Source organism: Streptomyces sp. NPDC015242, assembly GCF_043079125.1.
Classification (GTDB): Bacteria; Actinomycetota; Actinomycetes; order Streptomycetales; family Streptomycetaceae; genus Streptomyces.
Map to the genome: position 1 here is coordinate 280,354 of NZ_JBIBUF010000007.1, position 19,898 is coordinate 300,251.

Here is a 19,898-nt window from a genome sequence, read left to right on the forward strand (position 1 = left end):
GCCTCCGGCACCCGCGCGTAGCCTGGTGCCATGCAGGCGGTGCGGGTCGACGGCATCGAGGTCGCGTACGACCGGGTGGGTCAGGGCCCGCCCCTGGTGCTCGCCCACGGCGCGACGACCGACGCCCGCCTGTTCCAGGGGCAGCTGCGGGACCTGGCCGACGAGTTCACCGTCGTCGCCTGGGACGAGCCGGGCGCCGGGCGCTCCTCCGACGTACCCGCCGGCTTCACCCTGGCCGACTACGCCCGCTGCCTCGCGGCGGTCGTCGAGGACGTGGGCCTCGGCCCCGCCCACCTGCTGGGCCTGTCCTGGGGCGGGACGGTGGTACTGGAGCTCTACCGGCGCACCCCCGGGCTCGTCCGGACGCTGCTCCTCGTCGACACCTACGCCGGCTGGAAGGGTTCCCTGCCCGCCGAGGTGCGGGCCCGGGTCGAGGGAGCCGAGCGGATGCTCGCCGTCCCGCCGCAGGAGTTCGCACCGACCCTGCCGGGTCTGTTCGCCGGGACACCACCGGCCGAGGCCGTGCGCCTGCTCTCGGTCATGTCGGCCGCCACCCGGCCCGGCAGCATGCGCACCGAGCTGACCGTGATGGCCGAGGCCGACCTCAGCGGCCTGCTGCCCGCGATCACCGTGCCGACGCTGCTGCTGTGGGGCGAACTCGACCGGCGCTCGCCCGTGGATCCCGTGGCCCGCGCGTTCCTCGCCGCGATCCCCGAGGCCACGCTGGTCGTCCTGCCCGGCGTCGGGCACCTCAGCAACATCGAGGCCACGGAGGCGTTCAACCGGACCGTCCGGGAGTTCTGCCGCGCCCGCTCCTGACGACGGGATCCCCGGGCCGCTCGTGCGCGGTCAGCGTGTGCAGCCGCGCCGGGTCGAGCGGCTCGTGCACCTCCACGTACGCGCCGTGCGGCAACCGTTCGATCACCCCCGTCGCCCGGCCGTGCGCCACCAGTTCCCGGTCGCGTGCCTGCAGTCCCAGGCAGATCCGCCGGGTCACCACGAAGACCACCACCGGCACCGCGACCGTCCCGGCCCGCACCGCCCACGTCACCGTGTTGATCGACAGGTGGAGGCGGGTCGCCACGATGTCGTTGCCGCCGCCCGCCAGCAGGACCAGGTACAGACCGATCCAGGCCGCCCCGATCGCCGTGCGCACCGGGCGGTTGCGGGGCCGGTCCAGCAGATGGTGCTCGTGCCGGTCGCCGGTGAAGCGGGCCTCCAGGAACGGGTACACCCCGATGAACACCAGCAGCAGCGGGAACACCACGACGGGGATCAGGACACCCGGCACCAGGGTGTGACCCCACAGCGTGACCTCCCAGCCGGGCATGATCCGCACCAGCCCCTCCGCGAAGCCCAGGTGCCAGTCGGGCTGGGCGCCCGCGGACACCTGGTCGGCGCGGTAGGGGCCGTACGACCAGACCGGGTTGACCGTCGCCACCGCGGAGATCAGCGCCAGCACCCCGAAGACCAGGAAGAAGAAGCCCCCCGCCTTCGCCAGGTACACGGGCAGGAACGGCGCCCCCACGACGTTGCGTTCGGTCCGCCCGGGCCCCGCGAACTGCGTGTGCTTGTGGTACACGACGAGCAGCACGTGGACCACGATCAGGGCGGCCATCACCCCGGGGACCAGCAGCACGTGCAGCGCGTAGAAGCGGGCCACGATGTCGTCGCCGGGGAACTCCCCGCCGAACAGGAACATCGCCAGGTACGTGCCCACGATCGGCACCGACAGCAGCGCGCCGTGCACGAACCGCAGGCCCGTGCCCGACAGCAGGTCGTCCGGCAGCGAGTAGCCGAACAGCCCCTCGAACAGGCCGAGGAACAGCAGCAGCCAGCCGAACAGCCAGTTGATCTCGCGCGGCTTGCGGAACGAGCCGGTGAAGAAGTGCCGCATCATGTGCGTCAGCATCCCGGCGGCGAAGACGAGCGCCGCCCAGTGGTGCAGCTGCCGGATCAGCAGCCCGCCGCGCACGTCGAAGCTGATGTCCAGCGTGGAGGCGTACGCCTCCGACATGCGCACCCCGTTGAGCGGCGTGTAACTCCCGTCGTAGACCACCTCGTTCATCGACGGGTGGAAGAACAGCGTCAGGTACACGCCGGTGAGGACCAGCACGGCGAAGGCGTACAGGCAGATCTCGCCCAGCAGGAAGGACCAGTGGTCCGGGAACACCTTGCGCAGGTACTTCCTGCCCAGCGTGTGGGTCCCGAGCCGGCCGTCGAACCAGTCGGCGACCCGCTCGCCCCGCCCCGCGCTCACGCCGTGCCCCTGGGCAGGTGCGCCAGCTTGTCCGGGTTGGCCACGACGTAGACGCCGCGCACCCGGTCGCCCTCCGGGGTGAGGTCCAGGACCAGGACGGCGTAGGGCGCGTCGCCGTCGAACAGCACCGCCGCGTCGTCGCCGTTGACGCGCCGGTAGCGCCACACGGGGTGGTCCGGACCGCCCCGGCCGGAGGTGAGCAGCCGTGCCACCTTGTCCCGGCCGTGCACCGGGCGCAGCCCCGCGCGCCTGCGCTTGCCGCCGGCGTCCGTCCAGGCCGTGACGTCCGGCGCGAGGACCTCCATCAGCTCGCCGATGTCCCCGCCGAGCGCCGCGCGCACGAACCGTTCGGTGGCCTCCCGCCGCACTCTCGGATGCGCCTGGAAACGCGGCCGCCGCGCGTGCACGTGCTCCCGGGCCCGGTGCGCGAGCTGCCGCACGGCGGCGGGGGAGCGGTCGATGATCCCGGCGATCTCGGCGTGCGGATAGCCGAACACCTCACCGAGCACGAACACCGCCCGCTCCAGCGGTGTCAGCGACTCCAGGACCACCAGCATCGCCAGTGACACCGACTCGGCGCGCAGGGCCGGGCCCTCGGCGGTGCTGGCGTCCTCGTCGGCGACCAGCGGCTCGGGCAGCCACGGGCCGACGTAGGTCTCCCGCCGGCGGCTGACGGCGGCGCGGCGGCGCAGCGCGTGGTTGACCGCGACCCGGACCAGATAGGCGCGGGGGTTGTCGACGCCGTCCAGGGGAGCGCCGCCGCGTGCGGTCCAGGACAGCCAGGTGTCCTGCAGGACGTCCTCCGTGTCGGCGACACTGCCGAGCATGGTGTAGACGACGCCGAACAGCAGCTCGCGGTGGTCGACGAACACCCCGGTCGCCGCGTCGAGCGGGGAGTCGGTGCGGGGTGCGGAGATCTCGGTCATGCGTGGCCCTCCCAGGAACGCGCTCACCACTGCGAGCCGGGCAGGGCCCCGGAATGTGACACCGCACCGGCGGATGTGACCCACCTCTCACGTGCCGGGCGGCTGGGGCATTTCGCCGGTACCGTCCTCGGTCCGCTCTGACCTGCGGCTATTTACGACCCAGTACCCCCGGCGGTACCGTGGAGGCATGCCAGCTCTCAACGTCGAGTTCAGCGACCGCGAACTTGAGGACCTGCGGCAGATCGCCAAGGAGCGCGGTACGTCCATGAAGGCACTCGTGCGGGAGGCGGCCGCGGCCGACATAGCCCGCCACCGGGCGCTGCAGGAGGGCGCGGAGGCCTTCCGGCGGTTCTTCGCCACCCACGCCGACGAGTTCGCCGCCGCCTTCCCCGACGACGAGCCGCCCGCCAGGGGCGAGGGCCGGGCCGCCTGACCGATGGCACCCGTCCTCCACATCGACGTGCCCTGGCTGCTCCAGCGCCACGAAGAGGTCCTTCCGGACCAGCCCACGATCAACGACTTCTCCGCGCTGGTCGCAGCGGTCGCCCGGCACCGCGTCGACCCGCCGCGCCTCGGTGTCGACTCCGACCCGGCCTGGCGGGCCGCCGCGCTGCTGCACACCCTGGCCGTGCTCCGGCCGCTGCCTTCGGCCAACGCCCGCTTCGCCTGCGCGACCGCCGTGGCGTACATGTTCGTCAGCGGGGTCGGCATCGACCCGCCGTACGGCGCCCTGGTCGACCTGGCCCGTGACCTGATGTCCGGCGGCACCGACGTGTACGGAGCGGCCGACCGGCTGCGCGCCTGGCAGATCTGAAAAGGTCGAAAACCGGTGCGACCTGCGGGTGGGCGTTCCCTTTCTGACTTTCTGTCAATGGCGGGGATGTCGTCCGTGCGCCTTGTTGGCCGTGTGGGGGTTGTGGAAGAGTGAAACGGACGTGCGGGGGGAATGGCCAAGAGTCGCACGGGTTTTGTTGACCGGGTCCGATTCGCCGTCGGCGAATTCGTGCCCCCCGCGCCACGCCCAAAAAGGTACGCACCAACCGGGCTCCCTTTTTCGGCGGCAGGACTTCTGTGAGCCACCTGCGCGTGGGAAGGAACCATCTCAGTGCCCACCCCCCACCCCCCTCGTCCTCCTTATCCCCCGCCCGGCGGGGATCCGGGGGAATCCGACGAAAGCCTCGCCGCGCCGCTGAGAGGCAGCCCGGAGGGCGAGGTCGCCGCCCATTCCGTCGCGCTGCTCAAAGCGCGGCACTGGCAGCCGGTGCACGACTACGCGGTGATCTGCCTCGCCTCGTCGGCGCAGGTCGCCGCGATGGTCACCGCAACCGCCTTCCACCGGACCCTCAACCGTCTCGCCTTCGGCGAGTCGGCCGTCGCGCTGCGTCCGGCCCTTCTGGTGACCGTGCGCGACACGATCCGTGAGTGGTCGGGCGACGATCGAATATCGGCCGTTCTGCCCGCCCTGCAGAAACCGGCCGGAGGCCGCGGGCTGCGCGCGGCCGCCACCATGACGCCCGAAAACCGTGTCCTCGCCGAGCGGGCATTCCAGGCACTTCCGCCGGCCGCGCGCTGTTTGCTCTGGCACGTCGAGGTCGAGGCCGATCCCATAACCGTCCCGGCCGGTCTGCTGGGCATGGACACCGAGATCGCCTCGGCCGCGCTCGAACAGGCACGCGCCGCATTCCGCGAAGGCTGCGTACGCGCCCACCGCGAACTCGCGCCGACGCAGGACTGCCGGTTCTACAACCGCCTGCTGGACGTCCCGATCCGCCGGGGCGGCGCCCTCCTGCCGGACGTCCAGGACCACGTGGACCAGTGCCGTTACTGCCGGGACGCGGCCGAGCAACTGAGTCACTTCGAGGGCCCGCTGGGTCCGCTGATCGCCGAGGCGGTGCTCGGCTGGGGCGCCCGGCGCTATCTGGACTCCCGTCCGGGCCGGGCCCCGCACGGCACCAGGGGCGGGCGCCCCGGCCGGCGCGGCGGCGGGCGGCGGGGCGCCGGGGGCCGCCGGCTGCTCTCCAGGATCCCGCTGCCGGCCCACCGGGTCGCGGGCGTACGCGTCCCGCAGGCGCTGCGGTCCTCCCGGGCGCTGCTCTCGGGCGTCGGCGCGGTGTCGGCCGGGGTGCTCATGACCGTGCTCCTCATCAACGCCACGTCGTACGACGGCGGCGGGGCCGACCCGGCCGGCTCCGACAGCGCCACCGGAGGCGACGGCGCCACGTCCGCGGCGCCGCCCGGCACGGCCGGACTGCCCACGGCACCGGCGGTGACGCGGCTGCGCAACACCGGCGCCGGCCTCTGCCTCGACATCCGGGACCTGCCCAGGGAGGGCTCGGGGGTGAAGCTGGCGCCGTGTTCTGCGGTGTGGACCCAGCAGTGGACGTACGAGAAGGACGGGTCGCTGCGCAGCGTCGCGGATCCCGGGCTGTGCCTGGATTCGCACAAGGACGCCGGCGTCGTGGTCCTCGGCACCTGCGCCGACGAGGATGCCGAGCGGGGCGACGACGTGCGCTACGACCTGACCGTGCGGGGGGAGTTGCTGCCCCGCTGGGACGAGCAGCTCGCCGTGACGCCCGCGGACGATGACCCGGACGCCGACATCGTGGTCAAGGTCCGCGACCGCTCCGACGCCCAGCGCTGGCAGGCCGAACCCGTGCCGACGGCGTCGGGTTCCCTGTCGATCGAGGAGCAGGAGAGCCCGGCGGCCCGCCAGGTGACCGGTCCGGCCGGCCGGACCGGGTGAACCGGGACCCCCCGGACCGGGCGGGGCCGCGCGGCGCACCCGCCGCGCGGCCCCGTCGTCAGGCCGGGTCCTCGACGAGGTCGTCCGGGCCGATCGTGCGCGGCGTGGCGTGACCCGACAGGGCGAGGGTCAGGTCGAGTTCGGCCAGCAGACAGCGGATGACGTGCTCGACGCCCGCCTGCCCGTCCAGGCCGAGGCCGTAGACGTAGGGACGGCCGAGCAGGACGGCGCGGGCGCCCAGGGCGAGGGCCTTGAAGACGTCGTCGCCGGTGCGCACGCCGCTGTCGAACAGGACGGTGAGCCGGTCGCCGACGGCCTCCACGACACGGGGGAGCGCGTCCGCCGCGGCGACGGAGCCCGCCACCTGCCGTCCGCCGTGGTTGGAGACGACCACTCCGTCCATGCCCGCGTCCGCGGCCAGCCGGGCGTCGTCCGGGTGCAGGACACCCTTGAGGACGATCGGCCCGTCCCAGTTCTCCCGCAGGAACGCCAGGTCCGGCCAGGTCTTGGCCGGGTCCGAGAACAGGCCGACGAAACGCATCACGGCCGCGTTCGGATCCTCGTGCACCGGCCTGGCCAGACCCGCCTGGAACGCCGGATCGGAGAAGTAGTTGGCCGTGCCGACGCCGTGCAGGAACGGCAGGTAGGCCTGGTCGAGGTCGCGGGGCCGCCAGGACAGCAGCGGCGTGTCCAGGGTGACCACGAGCACGGTGAACCCCGCCGCCTTCGCCCGGTCCAGGAAGCTCCGGGCCACCTCCGGGTCCTTCGGCCAGTACAGCTGGAACCACCGCTCGGCGCCGCCCATCGCCTCGGCGACCTGCTCCATCGGGGTGCTGGACGCCGAGGACAGGATGTACGGCACGCCCTGCGCGGCGGCGGCCCGGGCCGCCGCCGGCTCGGCGTCCGGGTGCATGATCGACAGCACGCCGACCGGGGCGAGCGCCAGCGGGGCGGGCAGGGCACGGCCCAGCACCTCGACCGACAGGTCCCGCTCGTGTACGTCCCGGAGCATGCGCGGCACGATCCGGCGGCGCTCCAGGGCCGCGCGGTTGGCCCGGGCGGTGGAGCCGCTTCCGGCGCTGCCCGCCACGTAGCCGACCGGCCCGGGACCGAGCCGCTGCCCGGTCAGCTCCTCCAGCCGGGTCAGATCGGTGGGCAGCCGCGGTACGGCACCCGTGATGCCGTTCAGATAGATCTCGTACTGGAAGTCCGCCCAGTGCTTGCCCACCGCTCGTCCCCGCCTCTCGTCGTCTCCTCGTCGAGACTGTGCCGTGCGAGCGACGATACCGAGCGGTATGGAGGGTGCGGGGCTCAGGGGCGGCGGCTCCTCGCCGTCCAGCCCCGCGCAGTCCTCCGGGCCCGGCGGCGGCCAGTACCCGCCGTGCTCGTCGATCGCCCGCCGCACGTCCTTGCCGGGCCACCATCCCACCGCCTCGCCGTCGGCTGTGACGTTTCCCGGTCCGGAGCATGAACGCAAGCGGTTGCAAAGTGGTCATCCGGAAGCCGGATCTGAATGTTTCAGGCCGATTAACCAGCGCAGGAAAATCGGCCATCTGGCCGCTTCCCGACACCGGGAACCGTGCGGTTACGGGCTTCGCCCGCTCTCGTTCCGTAACTTCGCGCCACTGATTCAATACGCAAGGTTACTGAAACCCGTGGGGTCGATGTGTGTTTCCGCGGCGGACTCGGCAGAGTGGCGCTCGCCGACCCGGCACCGACCGAGCACGGGCCGGCACCCCCTGTAGTCGAGCGGAAGGATGCACACAATGCGGACCACCGCGCGCTGGGCCATGACTGTCGGACTGACGGCCACCGCCGTCTGCGGACCCCTCTCCGGGGCCGCGCTCGCCGACCCGGGTCAGGCCCCCACCGCGCTCTACGCCCCGTCGGCCCTCGTCCTCACTGTGGGCCACGGCGAGAGCGCGATCTCAGCGACTCCCGTACGCGCGGTCACCCTGTCCTGCGCCCCGCGGCCCGCCGGCACGCACCCGGCCGCCGCCGAGGCCTGCGCGGAACTGCGCGGCGTCAGCGGCGACCTCGACGCCCTGTCCGCCACGGAGGGCGTGATGTGCACCAAGCAGTACGACCCGGTGGTCGTCACGGTGGACGGGGTCTGGCAGGGCAAGCGCGTCTCCTACGAGCGCACCTTCTCCAACGAGTGCATGAAGAACGCCTACGGCACGGGCGTCTTCTCCTTCTAGGGGCGCGGCACTCCCATGAACCGGGATCGCGCCGTTCCCGTGAGGCACAGCGGACCGTGGCTGGGGAGCCGGGCCGCTGTCACGGGAGACCGCGATCTCGTACAAGGGGGCCGGCGGGCGGAGTGGGGCCGCCCGCCGGCCCCCGGGTCTTCCACGTCCCGGGGGTCAGGCCCGGTCGCGGTGGCTCGTGTCGCACCACGGGTAGCGGCGGCTGCGGCGGCAGGTGCACAACGCCACGCGGAAGCGGTCGGAGGAGACGACGGAGCCGTCCTCCAGCTCCACCTCGACCGGGCCCTCGATCAGCAGCGGGCCCTTGCGCTGGACGGAGACCCGGCGCGGGGCGCCGGACGGGTCAGACGGGGAGTTCGGCACGGACCACCACCAGCTCTTCCTTGTCCTCGTCGGCGGACAGCAGCCCTCGCTCCCGCAGCCAGCGTTCCCGGCCGCGCAGCACCGGCCCGAACGCGATCCGCTCCCGCCGGATCACCGCCGCCTTCAGACCGGCCGTGCGCAGCTCCCGCACGGTCGCGTCCGGGCCGCTGAGCGCCGACTGCACCAGCAGCAGCACCCCGCCGGGACGCAAGTGCGCGGGTGCCTCCCGGCAGATCCGGTCGACGACCAGCCGCCCGTCGCCGCCGGCGTCCCACGCCCGGGCCGCGCCGCGCGGGGCGCGGTGACCGTGGGGTGCCGGCACGTACGGCGGATTGGCCAGGATCAGATCGAACGTCTCGCCCCGCACGGGCCCGAAGAGGTTCCCGTGCCGGATGCGGACCCGCAGTCCCGCCCGCCGGGCGTTGAGCCGGGCCGCCAGCACGGCGCCCCAGGACACGTCGACGGCGGTCACCCGCAGACCGCGGCGGGCGGCCTCCAGGGCCAGGGCGCCGGACCCGGTGCCCACGTCGAGGACCTCCGCGCCCGGCGGGAGCGGTTCGTCGGACAGGGCACCGGCCAGCAGCTCGGTGTCCTCCTGTGGGGCGTACACGCCCGGCAGTACCAGTGGATTCACGGGCGCCGAGTACCCCGCTGTTCAGGAGATATGGGTCGCCTCATGGGCCAGCGGTTCCCGCAGTGACGAGCGGGACGCGCGCCAGTCGGCGAGCAGCCGGGCACCGAAGCGCTCCTCGACGAATTCCGTGGCGTCGATGCCGAGGACGACGTCCGCCGCGAGATGCGGCTCCTGCTCCAGCAGCCCGCCGATCACCTCGTGGCGTACGACCTGCTCGTGGACCGCGTCGGCCTCGACGTGCTCGTCGTAGAAGTGCTCGGCCGCCGGCCCGGCGCCGGTGCGGCGCATCGCCTCGGCCAGCCGCCGCGACCCCGGGGACGAGGTGATCTCGACCGTCGCGAAATGGCCGACCAGGGCGCCCCTGAGGGACCGGTGCAGGCCGAACAGGGACATCATGTTCACGGTGACCAGGGCCTCGGCGCAGGCCGCGCCGAGGTAGCGGCCATAGCCGGTGTCCAGGCCCAGGTCCGTCATGAGGTCGGCGAAGAGGCGGGCGTGCACCCGGTCGGCGCGGCCCCCGCCCCACTCGTCGAACTCCACTGCCGCCATCCCCGCCTTCGCCCGCCCCCACAGCCGCGGCAGCACCCAGGCGTGCGGGTCGGCCTCCTTGAGGTGGTAGAGCGAACGCTGGGCCGCGTACTCGCGCAGCTGCCACAGCTCGCCCTCGTCGCGCAGGAAGTACGAGACGCCCTTGCCGTCCACGGGCTCGACCAGCAGCGACGCCAGGGCGTCGTCGACACTGTCGTGGACGTGCGCGTCGGTGCGCAGCGCGGACAGGAAGCGGTGTTCCATGGCCGCGCGCACGCGCAGCAGCTCGGGGTCCCACTCGCGCTCGGGGGGCACCCCCGCGAAACCGCGGTAGTGCAGCTCGTAGCAGAGGTAGAGGGCGAGCTGAAGGTCGTCGCCGTACACCGGCGCACGCGCGACGTCCTCCATGCGGGGCAGCCGGCCCGCTCCTCGCAGGTACGCCTCGACGCCTCTGCTGAGCGGCCCGCGCGGGGTGGGCAGTCCTGGTTCTTCGTGCTCCATGCGCGCCGGGTACCCGGACGGGGCGCAAGGTCACCGCCGGGGAGCGGGAGATCCCGGTCATGACGGCGGGCCCGGGCCGCCGGCCGCGGCTTCCCGCCGCCGCGCGTCGCCCGGGCCCGCGCCGTCTCGTTCAGTCCTTGCCGGACTGCTCCTGGGCGTCCGGGTTGGGCGTGATGGCGTCGCCGGCCTCGCCCCTGCGGCGCCGCTGCCCGTCGGAGTCGTGGGTGCGCGTCTCGGCGTCCTCGATCTCGCGCAGGACCTCCTCCAGGGCCGTCTCGGGCTGCCGGGCGGAGTCGTCGCGGTGCTGGTCGTGGGACACAAGGTCTCCTTTCCTCGGTGCGGTCTGCGCGTCACCGCAGGGTCCGGTATCGGGGTTCGCTCAGGTTGAGGCGGTGGCGATGCGCAGGGGTACGGGTTCGGCGGGGGCCTCCTCGGCGTTCAGCCGGGTCACCTCCGCCCACCAGGACGGGCCGTCCTCGATGTGCCGCAGCAGCACGCCCTCGCGGATCGCCCAGGGGCAGACGGTGAGGGACCGCAGACCGGTCAGCTTCATCGCCGTGTGCCCGACGACGGCCCCGGCCAGGCTCTGCGCGGCCCGCGGCGCGGAGATACCGGGCAGGCGCGCGCGGTCCGCGGCGGGCAGGGCGGCCAGCTGCCTGATCGCCTCGCGCAGGTCGCTGCGGCGCATCTCGCGGTCCACGAACGGGCCGCGCCGGCCGGGCGCGGCGCCGCACAGCCGGCCCAGCTGCTGGAAGGTGCGGGAGGTGGCCACCGCGGTGCGCGGACCCTCCCAGCGGATCCGGGCGGCGACGTCCCGCAGCTGGTGGCGGACCTTGCGGCGCAGGGCGCGCAGCTGCTCGGGCGACGGCGGGTCGTCGTCCGCGAAGTACTCGTGGGTGAGCCGCCGCGCCCCCAGCGGCAGCGACGCGACGAAGTCCGGCAGCCGGCCGCGCCCGAAGGCGACCTCCAGGGTGCCGCCGCCGATGTCGAGCAGGGCGAGGGGACCGGAGCGCCACCCCATCCAGCGGCGGGCCCCGAGGAAGGTCAGCTCGGCCTCGACCTCACCGGGCAGGGTGCACAGGTCCACGCCCGTGCGGGTGCGGACGGTGTGCAGCACCTCCTGCCGGTTCGGCGCGTTGCGCACCACGGCGGTCGCGAAGGCCAACGGTCCGGCCGCGCCCCACCGGGCGGCCGTCCCGCTGGCCTCCGCGACCGCGTGCACCAGCTGTTCCACGGCCTTCTCCGGGATGGGTCCCCCCGGTGTGACCTGCTCGGACAGGCGCAGTCGCCACTTGGCGGTGTGCACGGGGAGCGGCACGCCGCCCTCCGCGTCGGCGACCACAAGTCTGACCGTGTTCGATCCCACGTCCACCACGCTGATTCGCATGCGCGGTGGGTACCCATTTCCGGGCCGGACCAACGGAACGGGCCGCGGGATGGCCGAGGATGCGCCATCGGCGTCCCCGCGGGTGCGCCGCGTCACGCCATCTGGCGCCGCACCAGCTCGTGCAGCCGCCCGTTCGTGTCGGCGAGCAGCTGCGCGGGCGGCCCCTGCTGGATGACCTTGCCGTCCTCCATCACCACGACCCGGTCGGCGTCCAGCACGGTCGACAGCCGGTGCGCGATCACGATCCGGGTCGCGTTGAGGGCCTTGGTGCTCTCGATGACCGTGCGCTGCGTCTCGTTGTCGAGGGCGCTGGTCGCCTCGTCGAAGAACAGGATCCGCGGCCGGCGGATCAGCGCCTGGGCGATCATCAGCCGCTGGCGCTGGCCGCCGGAGACGGCCCCGCTGCCCGAGACGATGGTGTGCAGGCCCATCGGCATCCGCTTGATGTCCTCGGCGAGCCCGGCCATCTCGGCCGCCGCCATCGCCTCCTCCGGCGTGAACGGCTCGGTGCCGCAGATGACGTCCAGGATCGAGCCGGTGAACGGCTGCGCGTGCTGCAGCACCACCCCGCACTGGCGGCGTACCGCCGACTGGTCGAGGGCCGCCAGGTCCTGGCCGTCGTACAGCACGCTGCCCGAGACGGGGCGGTCGAAGCCGATCAGCAGGCGCAGCAGTGTCGACTTGCCGCAGCCGCTCGGGCCGACGATCGCGACGAACTCGCCCGGCCGCGCCTCGAACGACACGTCGTCCAGGATCAGCGGCCCGTCGTCCGTGTAGCGGAACGACACCCGCCGTGCCTCGATCGCGCCGGTCAGCGGACCCGGCCGGGTACTGGCCGCGCGCACCTCGGGCGTGGCGTCCAGCACCGGCCTGATCTCCTCGAACAGCGGCAGCGCCGCCACCGCCGACACGAACGCGCCGGTGAGCTGTGTGACGGAGGTGAGCAGCATCGTCACCGACGTGCTGAACGTCAGGAACGCCGCCGCCGACATCGAACCCCGGGCCGGTCCCGCCAGCAGCATGAACATCAGCAGCGTGCACAGCGGCAGGTAGACGGCGCCCAGCACCGCGGTGATGTTCTTGATGCGCCCCACCCGCTGCTGGAGTTCCCGGCTGCGCGCGAACTCCGACGCCCAGGCGGCGTACGCGTAGTTCTCGGCGGCGGCCACCCGCAGCTTGGGCAGGCCGCGCAGCGTCTGGAACGCCTGGTTGTTGAGCTTGTTGGAGAGCACCACCAGCCGCCGCTGCCAGCGCACCTGCCACAGCCCGAGCCCCAGGAACACGGCCGCGATGACGACCAGCATGCCGATCGCGGCCATCGCCATCGGCACGCTGAACCACAGCAGCAGCCCGAGGTTCATCGCCCCTACCGTCACCGACTGGGCGACCGTCGGCCCGACCCCCGCGAGCAGCCGGCGGATGGCGCTGATGCCCATGGCCGCGCTGGCCAGTTCGCCGGTGGAGCGCTCGGTGAAGAACTTCGTCGGCAACCGCAGCAGCCGGTCCCACACGGCCGGCTGGAGCGTGGCCTCGATACGGCCCTCCAGCCGCAGGATGGTCAGGTTCTGCAGCAGCATGAAGGCCGCGGCGACCACGCTGCTGAGCATCACCGCCAGGCACACCTGCGCGATCAGGCCGGTCTGCGCCTTCGGCACGAACTCGCCGAGCACCTTGCCCGTCGCGAGAGGCACCAGCGCCCCGATCGCCACCGTGACCAGGCCGCTGAGCAGCAGGGCCGTGAGATCACCGCGCATGCCCCGCACGCAGAACCGCAGCAGCCCCAGCGGACCGAGCGCGCGCTCGGGCAGCGGGCGGTAGAACATCACCGCGCGCGGCTCGAACTCGTCGGCGTTGGCCTTCTCGACCGGTGTCTCGCGACCGGTCGAGGGATGGACCGCCACATAGCCGCCGCGCCGCCACAGCAGCGCCACGGGCGCGCCCGACAGGGCCCGCCGGCCGACCAGCGGCCCGACGTCGTCCCGCCACCAGCGGCCGTCCAGCCGCACGGCCCGGGTACGGACCCGGGAGGCCAGGGCGATCTGCTCGACCGGGTCGAGGCGGTCACCCCCAATGCCCTTCTGCGTGGGCTCCGCGAGGCTGATCCCGGCCGCCTGCCCGACCAGCCTGCACGCCGCCCAGGTCGCGTCGGCGTCGGCCGCGGTGGTCCGCTTCGACGACCGCCTGCCGATCGAGGCGAGCAGCGTCCGGTCGGCCTGGGCGCGCACCGCCTCACCGGCCTTGATGCCCTCGGCGGTGCGGTCCTCGTGGGTGCGCTCCAGCTGCTCGATCCAGCGGTCCAGCGTGGTCAGCAGCCGGTACTGCTGGTCGACCATGGACTGCCACAGCGCCGGGTCCATCAGCAGGTCGGCCGCCGCCTCGGCCCCGTACAGCGAGCCGTACTGCACGCTGCCGGGCGGCACCTGCATCCAGAAGACGTCGTCGTCGGTGGGCGCCGCCGCCCGCTCGGTGGCCATCGGTGCCTGGAACAGGATGGACAGGCTGCGGCCGACGCCGAGGGCGAGCGCGTACTCCAGGGGGCTCGTCGTCGGCGGCACGTACTGCGGGGTGCCGTACTCGTCGTACGACCAGGTCGCGGTGTTCGCGGGCTGGTACAGCTCGCGCAGGGCGACGCGGTGCACCACGCAGTCCCGCAGCGGGCGGGCCACCAGGGTGTGCTGGGGCCCGGCCACCGGGCCGAGCACCAGCGAGCCCGCCTCCAGCCGGCCCAGATGGTGCCAGTGACCCTGCCGGCCCGCGTCGACCGCGAACAGGTCGACGGCGCCGGACGCGACCAGCCACAGCACCTGGGGGCCTTCCAGGTCGAGGCGGCTGAAGCCGGCGCAGTCGAGACGCGAGCCGAGCTGCCCGAAGGCGCCCAGGACGAGGTCCCCGTCGTGTGCTTCGTGGACGGTCGTCATGTCACCGTTCCCTGACCAGTGCCGCGTAGGCGCCGCCGCGCGCCACCAGGTCCTCGTGCCGTCCCCGCTCCACGACCGTGCCGTGCTGCAGGACGACGATCTCGTCGCTGTCGCGCACGGTGCTCAGCCGGTGCGCGATCACCACGCAGGCACAGCCGCGCCGGCGCAGGTTGTCCATGACGACCAGCTCGGTCTCCGCGTCCAGCGCGCTGGTCACCTCGTCGAGCACCAGGATGCTGGGGCGGCGCACCAGCGCCCGCGCGATCTCCAGACGCTGGCGCTGCCCGCCGGAGAAGTTGCGGCCGTCCTGCTCGACCCGGCTGTGGATGCCGCCGGGCCGGCGCGCGATCACGTCGTACAGGGCGGCGTCGCGCAGCGCGTCCTCCACCGCGTCGTCCGGGATCGACGGGTCCCACAGCGCCACGTTGTCGCGGACCGTGCCCTCGAAGAGGAACACGTCCTGGTCGACGAAGGAGACGGAGGCGGCGAGCGCCCCGCGTGGGATGTCCTCGATGCGCTGCCCGTCGATGCGGATCACGCCCTCCCACGGCGCGTACAGGCCGGAGATGAGCCGGGACACCGTGGACTTCCCGGAGCCGGAGCCGCCGACCAGCGCCACCTGCTGCCCGGGCCCGACCGTCAGGTCGAAGCCGGTCAGCAGCGGCTTGTCGAGCGGGCTGTAGCCGAAGGTGACGTTCTCCAGCTCGACGTGGCCCTGCAGCCGGCGCGTCGACTCACCGGCGCCGGGGCGGCCGTAGAGCGGATCGGCCTTGAAGTTCTCCACGTCCTTCAGCCGGGCCACGTCGGCGGCGAAGTCCTGGATGCGGCCCGCGACGCCGTTCAGCCGGGTCAGCGGGGCGGTGAACCGGGTGACCAGGGCCTGGAAGGCGACCAGCAGACCGACCGAGATGTGCCCCTCGACCGCGCGCATGCCGCCGATCCACAGGATCAGCGCGCTGTTGAGCGTGGCGAGCGTCGGCGCGACCACGCCCAGCCAGGCGCTGGGCACGCCGAGCCGCTGCTGCTCCTCCAGCGTGGTGGCGTGCTGCCCGGCCCACTTGCGGAAGTAGCCGTCCTCGCCGCCGGTCGCCTTCATCGTCTCGATGAGCTGCAGTCCGGTGTAGGCGGTGTTGGTGAGCCGGGCCGTGTCGGCGCGCAGCTTCGCGGTGCGGGTGGCGCGCAGCCGTACGACGATCCGCATGGCCACGATGTTCAGCAGGGCCACGCCGATGCCGACGAAGGTCAGCTGCGGGTCGTAGGTGTACAGCAGCACCGCGTACAGCACGACCACGATCGCGTCCACGCCCGCCGCCGCGAGGTCGCGGGAGAGGGTCTCGGCGACCGCGTCGTTGGACTGCAGCCGCTGCACCAGGTCGGCCGGGCTGCGCTGGGAGAAGAACGTCACCGGCAGCCGCAGCAGGTGCCGCAGGAACCGGGCGCTGGACAGGGTCGAGGAGATGATCCGGCCGTGCAGCAGATTGGCCTGCTGCAGCCAGGTCAGCACGACCGTGAGCAGCACGCACGCCCCCATCGACGTGAACAGCACGCCGAGCAGCGAGGTCTGTCCGCCGATCAGGAACTCGTCGATGTAGGTGCGGCTGAGCGCGGGCACCGCGGCGCCGACCGCGACCAGCAGCAGGCTCGCCAGGACGGCGGCCGGCAGGGTGCCCGCGGTGCCGCGCAGCCGGGCGGGCATCGCGCCCAGGACACCCGGTTTGCGGCCGCCCCGGGTGAAGTCCTCGCCGGGTTCCATGACCAGTACGACGCCGGTGAAGCTGCCGTCGAAGTCCTCCATGGGCACGAACCGGCGGCCCTTGCCGGGGTCGTTGATGTAGACGCCCCGGCGGCCGAAGCGGCGGCCCATACCGTCGTAGACGACGTAGTGGTTGAACTCCCAGAACAGGACGGCCGGCGACTTCACCTCGGCGAGGGCCGCCAGGTCCATCTGCATGCCCTTGGCCGTCAGGCCGTAACTGCGGGCCGCCTTCAGCAGGTTGCTGGCGCGCGAGCCGTCGCGGGAGACGCCGCAGGCGATGCGCAGCTCCTCCAGCGGGACGTGCTTGCCGTAGTGGCCGAGCACCATCGCCAGGGAGGCGGCGCCGCACTCGACGGCCTCCATCTGCAGGACGGTGGGGGTGCGCACGGTCTTCGCCCCGGCCTTGGGCACCGTGCGTTTCGGCGGGGCGGCGCGGCGCCTGCCCCGGGTCTGCCGTGCGGGCGCGCTCATGGCAGCAGCCAGTCGACGGGACGCTGGTCGGCCAGCTTGATGGAGCCGGAGGCCGGCGTCATGGACGTCAGCTTGAACGGCGGTCCCTCGGCGGAGGACCACGCGTAACCGCTCCTCGTGGCGGAGGACTTGTCCAGCCGGACCGTCACGGCCACCGGCCTGCCCTTCTTCGTGAACTGCTCGCCGAGCTGGCTGTCCCCGAGGAACGCGGCGATCTGCTGCGGCGACTGGGCCGAGCGGTCCACGGACTTCACATGGCCGCGCAGCACGCCGTACTCCTGCGTCGGCACCGACTGCACGGTCAGGTCGACGGCGGCGCCGCCGGGGATCGACGCGGCGTTCTCGGCGGGTACGTAGACCGTGGCGTAGAGGGGGTCGCCGGTGCGGGCGACCTTCTCGACGGCGGCGACGTCCGCGCCGGTGCGGATGATCTGCCCGACGCTCGTGGCGAGTGCGGAGACCCGGCCCGCGTCGAGGGTGCGGACGACGGTCTCGCCCCGGGCGGTGCGGACCTCGATCACCGGGGAGTTCGCCGGGAGCCGCTCGCCCTGCTCGGCGAGGACCGCGGTGACCTGGCCGGAGACGGGGCTCTGCAGGACGTAACTGCCCTGCCCGTGCGTGAGGATGGCGGGCGCGCTGACGGTGGAGGCCACCGAGCCGGTCACCGCCCACAGCGAGGCGGCCGCCATGGCGACCACCGTCACGGACAGCACGAGCCAGCCCTGCGGACGGGCGAAACGCACCGGCAGGTCGAGCTCCTCCGGTGACTGCAGCTTGGCGAGGGCCTGTTGGCGGAACTGCAAGGACCTTCCCTCACCCGTGGAAGAGGTGGTTACGGAGCCGGCGGAGACGGCCGGGGCGCCCGGCCTCTGCGCCTGTCATGGCACCCGAAGATCCCGGAACCGCCGGCTGCGGCTCCGGGAGTCAACGGCGTGAGGCCGGATCAGAGACCGGCGACCAGGTTGGTGACCGGGGCCGTGTTCAGGCCGGTGACACCCTCGACGGTGCCGACGGCGGTGTTCACCAGGCCGGAAACCGGAGCGATGCTGTCCACCGTGTCGGTGACGGTGCTCACGGCGTTCACGGACAGGCCGCCGGAGACGGCGTCGAGCTCGGCGTCGGCGATCTCGACGGTCTCGACCTGGGGGGTGGAGTTCATGATGGAACTTCCCTTCATATGGATATCTCACAAGGGGGGAGCGGCCCCCTCTGGGGACAGATGACGGCCGCGACCACGAGCGCCGGACACGCGTTTCCGCATGCCCTTCGCGGCCCCCGCGGTGCGATGGATCAAAGCACGCCGCGGGACTGGGCTTCCAATCAACCACCCGTCCCACCTGGGAACTTGCGGCGTTGCAGCGCCTGTCCGTGCAGGTTTGCGCACGCGTCGGTGGCGACTTCTTCACATGCGCCACGGCATCGGCTCAATCCGGCTCTTGAATTGCCGGACGGCGAAATCCGGCACTCCCGTCGTAAAGGCGTGACCGACGCGAAGGGCATGCGGGCGACCCTCTTTTCGGTGACCGGGTTGAGCATTCGATGTGCAGATTCGCTGAAGGCGGGATTCAACTCGGCGCACACGACAGACCGTTTCCGATCGGATACGCACCGTGTCGAGAACGGTGACGCGGTGACGCCCTCGTGACTGACCGGCCGTCACCAGGCTTGAGAGCCACGTGCAAACGGAATTGAACGCCCGGCGCGACCCGTGCGTACCAACAGCCATCCAGGTGCCCCCCGACGAGCTGCCGGACGGCGGCCCCCCACTCCGTCCCCCAGGAGGAGAGAAGTTTGAGTCACAAGCGAATTCCGAAGCGCAAGGCCGCGATAGCGGCGGGCAGCGTGGTGGCGCTCGGCGCGGCCGCGCTCCTGCTGCCCCACGCCAACGCGTCGCAGGACGGTTCGGCCGACGGCGCGGCGGCCGCGCCGAAGACCCTGAAGGCCGGCGACGCCTCGGATCTCGCCTCGCGGCTCGCCGGCATGCTCGGTGACGCGTTCGGCGGCTCCTACTACGACGGTGACAGCCGGCAGCTCGTCGTCAACGTCGTACCGGGTGACAACAACAACGTGATCGTGCAGGCCAAGGCGGCCGGCGCGAAGGTCCGCGAGGTCGACAACAGCTGGTCGGAACTGCAGGACGGGGCGTCGACGCTGAAGTCCGAGGCGACCATCGCGGGCACCTCCTGGTCGATCGACCCGCGCACCAACAAGCTCCTGGTGACGGCCGACAGCACCGTGACCGGCGCCGAGTGGGACAAGCTGGAGTCCACCGTGCGGAGCCTCGGCACCGGCATGGCGACCCTCAAGAAGTCGGCGGGCACGTTCAAGCCGTTCGTCTCCGGCGGCGACGCCATCTTCGCCGGCGGCTCGCGCTGCTCCCTCGGGTTCAACGTCACCGCGGGCGACGGCTCCCCGGCGTTCCTGACGGCCGGTCACTGCACCCTCGGCGGCAACCAGTGGTCCGACACCCAGGGCGGCCGGCCGATCGCCACGGTCGACCAGTCGACCTTCCCCGGCGACGGCGACTTCGCACTCGTGAAGTACGACGACCCGGCGACCCAGGCGCCCAGCGAGGTCGACCTCGGCAACCAGACCGTCCAGATCACCGAGGCCGCCGAGGCCACCGTCGGCCAGGAGGTCTTCCGGATGGGCAGCACCACCGGGCTCGCCGACGGCCAGGTCCTCGGTCTCGACGCCACGGTGAACTACCCGGAGGGCACGGTCACCGGGCTCATCCAGACCAATGTGTGCGCCGAGCCCGGTGACAGCGGCGGCTCGCTGTTCACCCAGGACGGTCTCGCGATCGGCCTGACCTCCGGCGGCAGCGGTGACTGCACGGTCGGAGGCGAGACGTTCTTCCAGCCGGTGACCACCGCGCTGGAGGCCGTCGGCGCGACCCTCGGCGGCGGCGCCGCGGGCAGCGGAGCCGGCGCGGGTGAGGAGGCCGGCGCGGGCGCCGGTGAGGAAGCGGGTGCCGGTGCCGGTGAGGGTGCGGGCGCGGGCGAAGGGGCCGGCGCTGGCGAAGAGGCCGGTGCCGGTCAGGGAGCCGGTGCCGGTGAGGAAGCCGGTGCCGGGGCCGGGCAGGACGCCGGGCAGGGGGTCGGGGACGAGTCGGGCCTGACCGAGTCGCGCTGACCCCGCCGCCACGCCGGTGAGCCGGTCCGCTCCCGCCCTCCTTCCGGGCCGGAGCGGACCAACTCA

The 19,898-nt window shown here is 72.9% G+C and carries 18 protein-coding genes; 6 read left to right on the forward strand and 12 right to left on the reverse strand.

Annotated features, from left to right (window positions below; all coding sequences use genetic code 11):
• Positions 1 to 30 precede the first annotated feature (30 nt).
• Entirely contained in the window at positions 31 to 819 is a 789-nt protein-coding gene (locus ACF07N_RS24155) for an alpha/beta fold hydrolase (protein ID WP_392116410.1), read from the forward strand.
• Here ACF07N_RS24155 and ACF07N_RS24160 read toward each other — a convergent pair.
• Complete coding sequence (locus ACF07N_RS24160; protein ID WP_392116412.1) at positions 779 to 2,260, reverse strand: cytochrome bc complex cytochrome b subunit; 1,482 nt, start codon at positions 2,258 to 2,260, stop codon at positions 779 to 781. The two genes, ACF07N_RS24155 and ACF07N_RS24160, sit on opposite strands and share 41 nt — an antisense overlap.
• Positions 2,257 to 3,186, reverse strand: coding sequence for an RNA polymerase sigma factor SigJ (gene sigJ, locus ACF07N_RS24165; RefSeq protein ID WP_392116415.1), 930 nt, complete (start codon positions 3,184 to 3,186; stop codon positions 2,257 to 2,259). Before sigJ ends, ACF07N_RS24160 begins: the two co-directional genes overlap by 4 nt.
• Before the next feature lie 187 nt (positions 3,187 to 3,373).
• On the opposite strand from sigJ, the gene ACF07N_RS24170 reads away from it, so the two are divergent.
• The 3 genes from ACF07N_RS24170 to ACF07N_RS24180 all read left to right on the forward strand — a co-directional run bounded on the left by ACF07N_RS24170 (position 3,374) and on the right by ACF07N_RS24180 (position 5,929).
• Complete coding sequence (locus ACF07N_RS24170; protein WP_248502253.1) at positions 3,374 to 3,619, forward strand: hypothetical protein; 246 nt, start codon at positions 3,374 to 3,376, stop codon at positions 3,617 to 3,619.
• Positions 3,620 to 3,622: 3 nt separating this feature from the next.
• Positions 3,623 to 4,000, forward strand: coding sequence for a toxin Doc (locus tag ACF07N_RS24175; protein WP_383347866.1), 378 nt, complete (start codon positions 3,623 to 3,625; stop codon positions 3,998 to 4,000).
• 291 nt (positions 4,001 to 4,291) lie between these two features.
• On the forward strand, positions 4,292 to 5,929 hold the full coding sequence (locus ACF07N_RS24180) for an RICIN domain-containing protein (RefSeq protein WP_392116419.1): 1,638 nt from the start codon (positions 4,292 to 4,294) through the stop codon (positions 5,927 to 5,929).
• A 58-nt stretch (positions 5,930 to 5,987) separates the two neighbouring features.
• On the opposite strand, the gene ACF07N_RS24185 is transcribed toward ACF07N_RS24180, so the two are convergent.
• Positions 5,988 to 7,157 carry a lactate 2-monooxygenase gene (locus ACF07N_RS24185; protein ID WP_392116422.1) on the reverse strand — a complete coding sequence of 390 codons (1,170 nt, stop codon included), beginning with the start codon at positions 7,155 to 7,157 and terminating at the stop codon, positions 5,988 to 5,990.
• A 538-nt stretch (positions 7,158 to 7,695) separates the two neighbouring features.
• On the opposite strand from ACF07N_RS24185, the gene ACF07N_RS24190 reads away from it, so the two are divergent.
• Positions 7,696 to 8,130 (forward strand): protease inhibitor, encoded by a 435-nt coding sequence (locus tag ACF07N_RS24190; RefSeq protein ID WP_392116424.1) that lies wholly within the window; start codon positions 7,696 to 7,698, stop codon positions 8,128 to 8,130.
• 165 nt (positions 8,131 to 8,295) lie between these two features.
• On the opposite strand, the gene ACF07N_RS24195 is transcribed toward ACF07N_RS24190, so the two are convergent.
• The 9 genes from ACF07N_RS24195 to ACF07N_RS24235 all read right to left on the reverse strand — a co-directional run bounded on the left by ACF07N_RS24195 (position 8,296) and on the right by ACF07N_RS24235 (position 17,856).
• Entirely contained in the window at positions 8,296 to 8,502 is a 207-nt protein-coding gene (locus tag ACF07N_RS24195; RefSeq protein ID WP_383347881.1) for a CDGSH iron-sulfur domain-containing protein, read from the reverse strand.
• On the reverse strand, positions 8,483 to 9,136 hold the full coding sequence (locus tag ACF07N_RS24200; protein WP_392116427.1) for a HemK2/MTQ2 family protein methyltransferase: 654 nt from the start codon (positions 9,134 to 9,136) through the stop codon (positions 8,483 to 8,485). Before ACF07N_RS24200 ends, ACF07N_RS24195 begins: the two co-directional genes overlap by 20 nt.
• A gap of 21 nt (positions 9,137 to 9,157) precedes the next feature.
• A complete protein-coding gene (locus ACF07N_RS24205) occupies positions 9,158 to 10,165 on the reverse strand; it encodes an iron-containing redox enzyme family protein (RefSeq protein WP_383336488.1) in 1,008 nt (335 codons plus the stop codon).
• 130 nt (positions 10,166 to 10,295) lie between these two features.
• On the reverse strand, positions 10,296 to 10,484 hold the full coding sequence (locus ACF07N_RS24210) for a hypothetical protein (RefSeq protein ID WP_392116430.1): 189 nt from the start codon (positions 10,482 to 10,484) through the stop codon (positions 10,296 to 10,298).
• A gap of 60 nt (positions 10,485 to 10,544) precedes the next feature.
• On the reverse strand, positions 10,545 to 11,552 hold the full coding sequence (locus ACF07N_RS24215) for a Ppx/GppA family phosphatase (RefSeq protein WP_392116433.1): 1,008 nt from the start codon (positions 11,550 to 11,552) through the stop codon (positions 10,545 to 10,547).
• Positions 11,553 to 11,644: 92 nt separating this feature from the next.
• Positions 11,645 to 14,470: an NHLP bacteriocin export ABC transporter permease/ATPase subunit gene (locus ACF07N_RS24220; protein ID WP_392116436.1), complete on the reverse strand. Its 2,826-nt coding sequence runs from the start codon at positions 14,468 to 14,470 to the stop codon at positions 11,645 to 11,647.
• A 1-nt stretch (position 14,471) separates the two neighbouring features.
• On the reverse strand, positions 14,472 to 16,697 hold the full coding sequence (locus ACF07N_RS24225; protein WP_392116439.1) for an NHLP family bacteriocin export ABC transporter peptidase/permease/ATPase subunit: 2,226 nt from the start codon (positions 16,695 to 16,697) through the stop codon (positions 14,472 to 14,474).
• Positions 16,694 to 17,500, reverse strand: a complete 807-nt coding sequence (locus tag ACF07N_RS24230) for an HlyD family efflux transporter periplasmic adaptor subunit (protein ID WP_392116441.1) — start codon at positions 17,498 to 17,500, stop codon at positions 16,694 to 16,696. Before ACF07N_RS24230 ends, ACF07N_RS24225 begins: the two co-directional genes overlap by 4 nt.
• 140 nt (positions 17,501 to 17,640) lie before the next feature.
• Positions 17,641 to 17,856, reverse strand: a complete 216-nt coding sequence (locus ACF07N_RS24235) for a type A2 lantipeptide (RefSeq protein WP_311684755.1) — start codon at positions 17,854 to 17,856, stop codon at positions 17,641 to 17,643.
• 632 nt (positions 17,857 to 18,488) lie between these two features.
• Between ACF07N_RS24235 and ACF07N_RS24240 the strand changes: the two genes are divergently transcribed.
• Positions 18,489 to 19,832, forward strand: a complete 1,344-nt coding sequence (locus ACF07N_RS24240; protein ID WP_392116444.1) for a S1 family peptidase — start codon at positions 18,489 to 18,491, stop codon at positions 19,830 to 19,832.
• The last annotated feature ends 66 nt before the right edge of the window (positions 19,833 to 19,898 follow it).

Excerpts from the sequence above, each read along its gene's own strand:
- ACF07N_RS24155 (WP_392116410.1), top strand. The coding sequence starts at position 31 with ATGCAGGCGGTGCGGGTCGACGGCATCGAGGTCGCGTACGACCGGGTG.
- sigJ (WP_392116415.1), bottom strand. The coding sequence starts at position 3,186 with ATGACCGAGATCTCCGCACCCCGCACCGACTCCCCGCTCGACGCGGCG.
- ACF07N_RS24170 (WP_248502253.1), top strand. The coding sequence starts at position 3,374 with ATGCCAGCTCTCAACGTCGAGTTCAGCGACCGCGAACTTGAGGACCTG.
- ACF07N_RS24175 (WP_383347866.1), top strand. The coding sequence starts at position 3,623 with ATGGCACCCGTCCTCCACATCGACGTGCCCTGGCTGCTCCAGCGCCAC.
- ACF07N_RS24190 (WP_392116424.1), top strand. The coding sequence starts at position 7,696 with ATGCGGACCACCGCGCGCTGGGCCATGACTGTCGGACTGACGGCCACC.
- ACF07N_RS24205 (WP_383336488.1), bottom strand. The coding sequence starts at position 10,165 with ATGGAGCACGAAGAACCAGGACTGCCCACCCCGCGCGGGCCGCTCAGC.
- ACF07N_RS24215 (WP_392116433.1), bottom strand. The coding sequence starts at position 11,552 with ATGCGAATCAGCGTGGTGGACGTGGGATCGAACACGGTCAGACTTGTG.
- ACF07N_RS24220 (WP_392116436.1), bottom strand. The coding sequence starts at position 14,470 with ATGACGACCGTCCACGAAGCACACGACGGGGACCTCGTCCTGGGCGCC.
- ACF07N_RS24225 (WP_392116439.1), bottom strand. The coding sequence starts at position 16,697 with ATGAGCGCGCCCGCACGGCAGACCCGGGGCAGGCGCCGCGCCGCCCCG.
- ACF07N_RS24235 (WP_311684755.1), bottom strand. The coding sequence starts at position 17,856 with ATGAACTCCACCCCCCAGGTCGAGACCGTCGAGATCGCCGACGCCGAG.